6 protein-coding genes are annotated in these 6,977 nt (G+C 70.0%); 2 read left to right on the top strand and 4 right to left on the bottom strand.

Features of this window, described 5'->3' with window-relative positions; translation table 11 throughout:
- Window positions 1–3 precede the first annotated feature (3 nt).
- Entirely contained in the window at window positions 4–528 is a 525-nt protein-coding gene (locus ACQVFL_RS03275) for a hypothetical protein (protein WP_396692266.1), read from the bottom strand.
- A 149-nt stretch (window positions 529–677) separates the two neighbouring features.
- Here ACQVFL_RS03275 and ACQVFL_RS03270 point away from each other — a divergent pair, with 149 nt between their 5' ends.
- Together ACQVFL_RS03270 and ACQVFL_RS03265 are read left to right on the top strand one after the other, a co-directional pair.
- On the top strand, window positions 678–1,295 hold the full coding sequence (locus tag ACQVFL_RS03270; protein WP_431728660.1) for a hypothetical protein: 618 nt from the start codon (window positions 678–680) through the stop codon (window positions 1,293–1,295).
- Window positions 1,295–3,211, top strand: a complete 1,917-nt coding sequence (locus ACQVFL_RS03265) for a WXG100 family type VII secretion target (RefSeq protein WP_431728659.1) — start codon at window positions 1,295–1,297, stop codon at window positions 3,209–3,211. The genes ACQVFL_RS03270 and ACQVFL_RS03265 overlap by 1 nt, the downstream gene beginning before the upstream one ends.
- A gap of 10 nt (window positions 3,212–3,221) precedes the next feature.
- On the opposite strand, the gene ACQVFL_RS03260 is transcribed toward ACQVFL_RS03265, so the two are convergent.
- Genes ACQVFL_RS03260 through ACQVFL_RS03250 form a run of 3 tightly spaced genes read right to left on the bottom strand, consistent with a single transcriptional unit; the run spans window position 3,222 to window position 6,705 of the window.
- Window positions 3,222–5,963: a discoidin domain-containing protein gene (locus ACQVFL_RS03260; protein WP_431728658.1), complete on the bottom strand. Its 2,742-nt coding sequence runs from the start codon at window positions 5,961–5,963 to the stop codon at window positions 3,222–3,224.
- A 58-nt stretch (window positions 5,964–6,021) separates the two neighbouring features.
- Window positions 6,022–6,333, bottom strand: coding sequence for a WXG100 family type VII secretion target (locus tag ACQVFL_RS03255; RefSeq protein ID WP_131051369.1), 312 nt, complete (start codon window positions 6,331–6,333; stop codon window positions 6,022–6,024).
- Window positions 6,334–6,369: 36 nt separating this feature from the next.
- On the bottom strand, window positions 6,370–6,705 hold the full coding sequence (locus tag ACQVFL_RS03250; RefSeq protein ID WP_131051368.1) for a WXG100 family type VII secretion target: 336 nt from the start codon (window positions 6,703–6,705) through the stop codon (window positions 6,370–6,372).
- Between the last annotated feature and the right edge of the window lie 272 nt (window positions 6,706–6,977).

Raw genomic sequence — 6,977 nt, 5'->3', positions numbered from 1 at the left:
CCGTCACTCTTTATCCGGCGGCGGCTGCTTGTTCGCGTCGGGATTGTTGGGGTAGAGGGTGTGCACCGGCGACTCGGTCGTGTTGTACGCGTCTCCGAGATCGATGGGTGGAGGGGTGCCACCGTCGCCTTCGCCGTCCTCTTCCGGCGGCAGGTCCTCGGCGGGGATGGCGGCGGTAAACTCGTCGAACATCTTGATGACCGTCTTCTCGGCCTCGCCGTAGTTCGACGCCGCGACCGCCGCGATCCCGCACACCTGCGAGATCAGCCCGTAGGTCTCCTGTTCCTGCGATCCGAACAGATCCCACTGCAACTTCTGCAGCCGATAGTTGAACTGCTGGACCTCCTCGGCGGTCTCGCCGGCCCAACTGAGTTCGAGGTTCTTCCAGGTGTTACCGATCCGTTCCCACGAATCGACGACATCGCCCATGAGCTTGACGACTCGCTCCGACCCGATCGTCCACATGCCCTGCGGGTCGACGTTGATGCTCTGGCCGTCGTCGTAGTGTGCGGGCGCACCACTCCCCATGTTCAGCCCCCCGCCCGCGCGCCGATCGGTTCCGTGCCGGAGACGCTAGCATCGGCCCAGCTCAACCGGACCATCTCAATGTTGGTGACGGTGGGCGTCCCCCGAAGAGGGACATCCGTCCGCGAGGACCCGCGTGGTACATGTCTAAGATGGCCGACCCTGAGCTGGACACCTACGTACAGGCGTCGATTAAACACGTACCCGAACTGCACATGGAAGAGCGCACGGCGCGATCGGTCACCGGCGACAATCTGTTCAACCCGCCCAAGGACGCGGGCGACGAGACGAAGGAACTCGTCGAGCCGACCGTCCGCGCGTTCGGGGTCACGCCCGCCGACCTTCGCGGGGCGCAGAACCACATGCTGAATGAACTCAACACCCAGGTCGACGAGTTCGAGGCGTTCAAGGCGGACGTGCTCAGCAAGGGTGGCTGGATCTTCTACGCCGAGAACGAGGGCGGCGTGCAGAACGACCGCGTGATCAGAAGCCACGACGGCGGTAGCCACATCTCGCGGCACACGGTGAAGGGCGAGGACCTCCCGCCGGTCGAGGATCCCAATCCGGATCAGACGCAGATGCTCGTGGACACCCAACTCTCGCTGCTCAAGGCGGTCGGCGGTTCGATCCAGGCGGTGGCGCAGTACGTCGTCCGGGTCAACAACGCCGCCCAGTTCTACGCCGAGGCCGACAAGCAGTCGTTCGGCGAGACGGTGCCGACCGCACCCGAGTCCCTCCCCCGGGTCGGCGGCCCCGAGGAATCCGCCTGATGGCCGGGCCGGAGCAGCCGCCGACCAAGGGGCACACGTTCGAGCGGCAGAGCGACGGCTCCGTGGTGACGTACGACGCCGACGGTCAGCCGGTCCAACAGGTGATGCCGGACGGGCGGGTCTACAGCTCGTTCGACGACGCGGGACGCGCCCGGTACGTGGAGATCCCCCCGTCGGACGGGCAGGCGGCGACGTACGCGCACATCGGCTACCAGGACAACCTGACGATCTTCCGGTACGCCGACAAGTCGGTGCTCACCTTCGACAGCCACAGCCAGGACCTGGTCAGCCAGCGGCTACCCGACGGCACCCTCTACACCGACTTCAACGCGAACGACCAGCCGCAGTACGTCGAGATCCCGGCCCGCAGCGGCCAACCGGCGACCAGTGCCGAGATCAGTTACCAGGGCGGCAACACCGTCTACACGTACGCCGACGACACCGTCATCACGTACAATGCCGACGGCAAGATCCTCAAGGAGCAACGCCCCGACGGCACGACGTACAGCGACTTCGACGCCGACAACCGCCCCGGCCACATCGACGTCCCCGCCACCGAGGGCCGCCCCGCCACCAGCGCCGAGATCGACTATCAGGGCGGCAACACCGTCTACACGTACGCCGACGACAGCGTCGTCACGTACAACGCCGACGGCAAGATCCTCAGCGAACAACGCCCCGACGGCACCACCTACAGCCAGTTCGACGCCGACAACCGCCCCGGCCACATCGACATCCCCGCCACCGCAGAACGACCCGCCACCAGCGCCGACATCAGCTACGACGGCGGCAACACCCGCTACACCTACGCCGACGACACCGTCGTCACCTACAACGCCCAAGGCAAGATCCTCAGCGAACAACGCCCCGACGGCACCACCTACAGCCAGTTCGACGCCGACAACCGCCCCGGCCACATCGACATCCCCGCCACCGCAGAACGACCCGCCACCAGCGCCGACATCAGCTACGACGGCGGCAACACCCGCTACACCTACGCCGACGACACCGTCATCACGTACAACTCCGGCGGCAAGATCCTGACCGAGGAACGTGCCGACGGCACCACCTACAGCCAGTTCGACGCCGACAACCGCCCGCACTACGTCGACATCCCCGCCACCGAGGAACGCCCCGGCGTCACCGCCACCATCAGCTACCGGGACGGCAACACCGTCTACACGTACGACGACGAGAGCGTCGTGACGTACGACTCGGAGGGCCAGATCCTCACCGAGGACCGTGGCGACGGGTGGGTCATCACGTACAAGGACGGGGTGCCGACGTCCGGCGTCAACTCGGAGACCCGGGAGACGGTGACCATCACGCCGACGGCCGGCGGCGGTTTCCAGTGGACCTACTCCGGTGGCACGACCATCTTCCGGAACTCGGACGGCGCGGTCACCAGCATGGAGCAGAACGGCTGGACGTTCACCACCTTCGACTCCGAGGGCCGACCGACGTTCGGCACCCAGGGCACCAAGACGGTCACCATCGAGTACGGCAGCAGCGGCAGCGACATCAAGTGGGCCTACACCGACAACGGCAAGCCCTCGATCACCGTGATCACCAACGCGGACGGTACGCCGATCACCCAGATCAACCCGGACGGCTCCCAGTTCACCTTCGCCGTCGAGCTCGACAAGCTGGCCGATGCCGCCAAGAAGATCGCCACCGAACGGGACGCGCTGGAAGGCAAGCTGAACGAGATCAACAAGGAGTTCCGCACGCTGCGCGACTACTGGATGAGCCCCGCCGGCAAGAACTTCGCGCTGTTGCTCGATCAGGTCGACGGTCTGAGCGGGCAGGTGCGCGACGTCCTCAACGAGGCGATCCGGCGGATGAAGCACACCCACACGATGTACACCGACGTGGAAGAGCAGAACACCAAGAACCTCACCAGCAACAACCGGTGAGCCGCCGTCCTCACCGCACCTCGAACTCGTGGATCGAGTACCCGTACCCGGGCATCGCCTTGGCCGTGCCGACCATGCGTACGTACCGGACCGGAGTGCGGGTGACGGCGATGTCGACGGTCCCGCCCGCACCGCTCCCGGTCTGGTAGACCGTCCGCCACGTCCCACCGTCGGCGGACACCTCGACCCGGTACGCGGTCGCGTAAGCCCGCTCCCACCGCAGGCGAACCTCGGTGACCTGCCAGAGTTCGCCCAGGTCGACGGCGAGCCACTGGGTGTCCGGGGTGAACGCGCTGCCCCACCGGGATTCCCGGTCCCCGTCGATCGCACTCGACGGCCGGTAGATCGTCTCGAAGCTCGACGCGCTGGCGGTCCCGGAGAGCGCCAGGTTCCGTCCCGAGCTGTTCACCTGACCCGGCATCGCCGAGGACGCCGCGGGCCGGGGGGTGGCACTCGGTGCGGACGACGGAGACCCGGTGGGCCGGGGCGGGGCCACCGGTGCGGGCACCCGGTCGGGGCCACGCGACGCCTCCGGGCTCCGCCCGGGAGCGCTCGGGCCGGGCGTCGCCGCGCTGCTCTGACCACTGGTCCCCGACGCGGGACTGACCGAGGTGGACGGATCGTCGGCCGGGGTGTCGGAGGGCTGTACACCGGCCGGTAGCCGCGCGGGGAACTCCGGCAGACCCGACGGCGGCGGTACGGCGTACCCCGGTGTGTCGGCACCGGACGGTCGCCCGTTCGGGTTCAGCACGTACCCGCTGGCGACCGCCACCGTCAGGACCGCCACCGCGGTGAGGATCTGGGCCGACAGCCGACGCCGCCGCCGGGTGTCCGGCCCGGCGGGGTGCCGCCGCTGGTCGTCCGGACCGGTCGGCGGCGCTGGCGCTGCCGCCTCGGCGCGCGGCGGGCGCTCGGCCTGCGCCCGCTGCTTCGGCCCCGACTCGTCGCGGCGGACCGGACGGACGGCCTCGTGCCGTGCCACCGGACGGATCGGATACTGCACCGTCGGCTCGGCCACCGGGTCCGGCCCGGTCGCGGCGTTTCCGTCGGCCCGCTCGCCCGCGAGCGCGGCGGTCGTCTCGTCCGACGCAGATCGCGCCTCGGTCGTCCGCCCGCCCCCAGGCGTCCGCCCGCTTCCAGGCGTCCGCCGACCGGCCGTCGTGACCTGCTCGGGCCGCGACGTGATCGGGCCGGCGACCGGCGTGACCAGGGCGACGGCTGGCGCGACCGGGGCGACGGCTGGCGCGACCGGGCTGGTGGCTGGCGTGACCGGGGCGACGGCTGGCGCGACCAGGGCGGCGAGCGCAGCGGCCGGGACGGAGGTCGGCACGGCCGGTGGCGCGGCCGACGCCCTCGGTGCGACCGGACTCGTGCCGCCTGCGCCGGGGGCGCGCAGCACGACGGCGTGTTGCACCATCGGGGCCGTCGGCACACCCGACTCCAGGTCCGACGTCGGCAGCGCGTCGTCGCCGGCCGCCACCGCGAACCGCGCCGGTGACAGTTCCACCCGCTGCCGGGTCTCGACGGGCATTCGGGCCAGCAGCGCGCCGAGCACCGGCAACACGTGGTATCGCGGCGGCTTGCCGGGTACGCCGACGAAGATCCGCACCTTGCCGGAGGTCCACGGGTGCGCCCGCACCAGGCGCGCGCCGTGTTCCTGCTCGGGTGGCCGCACCCACAGGCCGGACTGCGTCACCTCGGCCACCCACCGTTCGGCGAGCCGGAAGACGTTCTCGCCCAGCTCCGGGTAGCCGTCGAGTCCGCGTACCGGTCCGACGGGCCGGGCCGGGCCCTCGGGCGGGAAGCCGAGGACGGTCGCGACCGGTTCCCAGGTGGCTCCCGAGTGGTCGACGGCGAGGCTGGTCGGTCGACCGTCGGGCGTGAGCGACGGCAGGCCGGTGTGCACCCGGACCGGGGCACCCGACTCGCGGGCCAGACTCGTCGCCGCCGTGGCCGTCGTGGTCACCGCCCCGTAGGAGGCCAGCACGAGGTGCTGCCGCAGCGGCGACGGGAGCCGGTCGAGGAACTCCACGACGGCGTCGGCCTCCGGCTCCGGTTGTCCGGGCCGTCCGACCAGCAGCACCGGCCGGTCAGCGTCCATCGGTACCCCGTACGCCGGATCGTCGTAGTCCGGCATCGGCGTGCCCGGCAGCCGACGGAACAGCCACATGCCAGCCGGTACGGGCAGCAGCACCAGCTCGCCCGGGTACGTCGCGGCGCACAGTTCGTCGACGTCGTCCTCCCAGGACGGCTGCGGACTGCGATGACCGGCCGGGGAGGTGACGCCGTCCGGGGTGTGTCGTACCCATCCGTCCACTGCGAACAGCGATCCGCCGGGCACCAGCAGCACCTCGGCCCGGGGCACGTCGAGCGTCGCGGTCAGCTCACGGGCCAACCGACCGACCGGTCCACGACCGGCCGCCCCCGCCACCGCGATGCGACCCCGGCCACCGGGCGGCACCGCGATCGGCAGCACCGTCTCGACGAACGACCAGTCCTCGGCACTGTCGAGCGGTCCGATGACCGTCACGACATCGGGCTCCGCCACCAGCCCGGTCGCCGCCGCCGTGAGCACGCCCGCCGGATCGGCACCGACCACGGCCACCCGGTCACCGACCCAGTTCAGGGCCGAGCCGAGCTTGCGGAACCGGCTGCTGTCCGTGAGCGACTCCGGGTTCGGCTCGACACCCGGCCCGGCCGGTTCCGGCGGCGACTGCACGTCGGCGGTACGGCCTCGCTGATCACGGATCATGCCGAATACTACGAGCCGGAGGTCCTGGTTGTTCAAGACCCCCGGCCTGCGTTGATCGTCAGCCGCGCCAGGTACGCAGGTTCGAGAACTCCGCTTCCGAGTAGTTGTTCCAGGCGAGGTTGGCGGCGTTCGCGATGTCGCCGAGCGCGCCGTCGACGCCGAACAGGCCGTTCGCCCCGGCGTTCCACTGCCCCTGGAGGCCGACGTACTCCTCGCGTGCCTCGCCGACCCAGCTCTCCTCCAACGGAACGAGCTTGGCCTTCAGGGTGGCGAGCATGTCGACCAGCTCGTCGGCGGTGCTCTTGAGCCTGGCACCGGCGAACTCCAGCTCCGGGGGGACCCGGATGCGACTACCCATACTGTCGGTCACGCGAACTCCTCTACTCGGGCGGGCTGACGATTCCGGTCAGGCGCCGGGCTCAGGCCCGAGACGGGCCGCCGGAATACCGTTGATCTCGGGCATGGTGCGCACCGTCGCCTCGTCGGCCGTGGCGTAGTTGCCGGCATTGCGCTGCAGGCCCCGGGAGATGCCGTTCAGGGCGTCGTTGAGCATCCGGCCGCAGGTGTCGTACTCCTCCATCGTCTGCTTGTAGGCCTTGGAACCCGGCCCCAACCAGTACGACGCCAGGTCGTCCACGTCCCGCCGCAGTGTCGCGAGGCGCGCCTGTAGCTGCGCAGCCGTGTCGGTGCAGGACTGTGACCCGTCCAGCAGCATCTGCGGAGTGATGTCGACTAGCTTCATAGGCCCTCCCGGTCGATGCCGATCGGCCTCCTGGCCGTCCGGACGGCGGTCCCGTGTCAGCCTGCCCGCTCGACGCGGGACCGGCACAGTCACCAGTTCCAGGGACACCCCCCGCACCGGACGGTGAGGACGCCCGGCCAGGACATAAAGGGACTACCGGGAATCCGGCGAGTCGTGCCACCGTGCGGCGGGGATGTCTTGGGCACGGCGGCCGACTCAGAGCACTGAACGGCGGAAACCGTCCGAAGCTGTTGGTGCCGGAGAAACGACCG

Source organism: Verrucosispora sp. TAA-831 (genome assembly GCF_050780145.1).
In the GTDB taxonomy this organism is placed as follows: Bacteria; Actinomycetota; Actinomycetes; order Mycobacteriales; family Micromonosporaceae; genus Micromonospora.
Note: the sequence above shows the minus strand (reverse complement) of the source record. Positions and strands in the feature narration are given on the sequence as shown.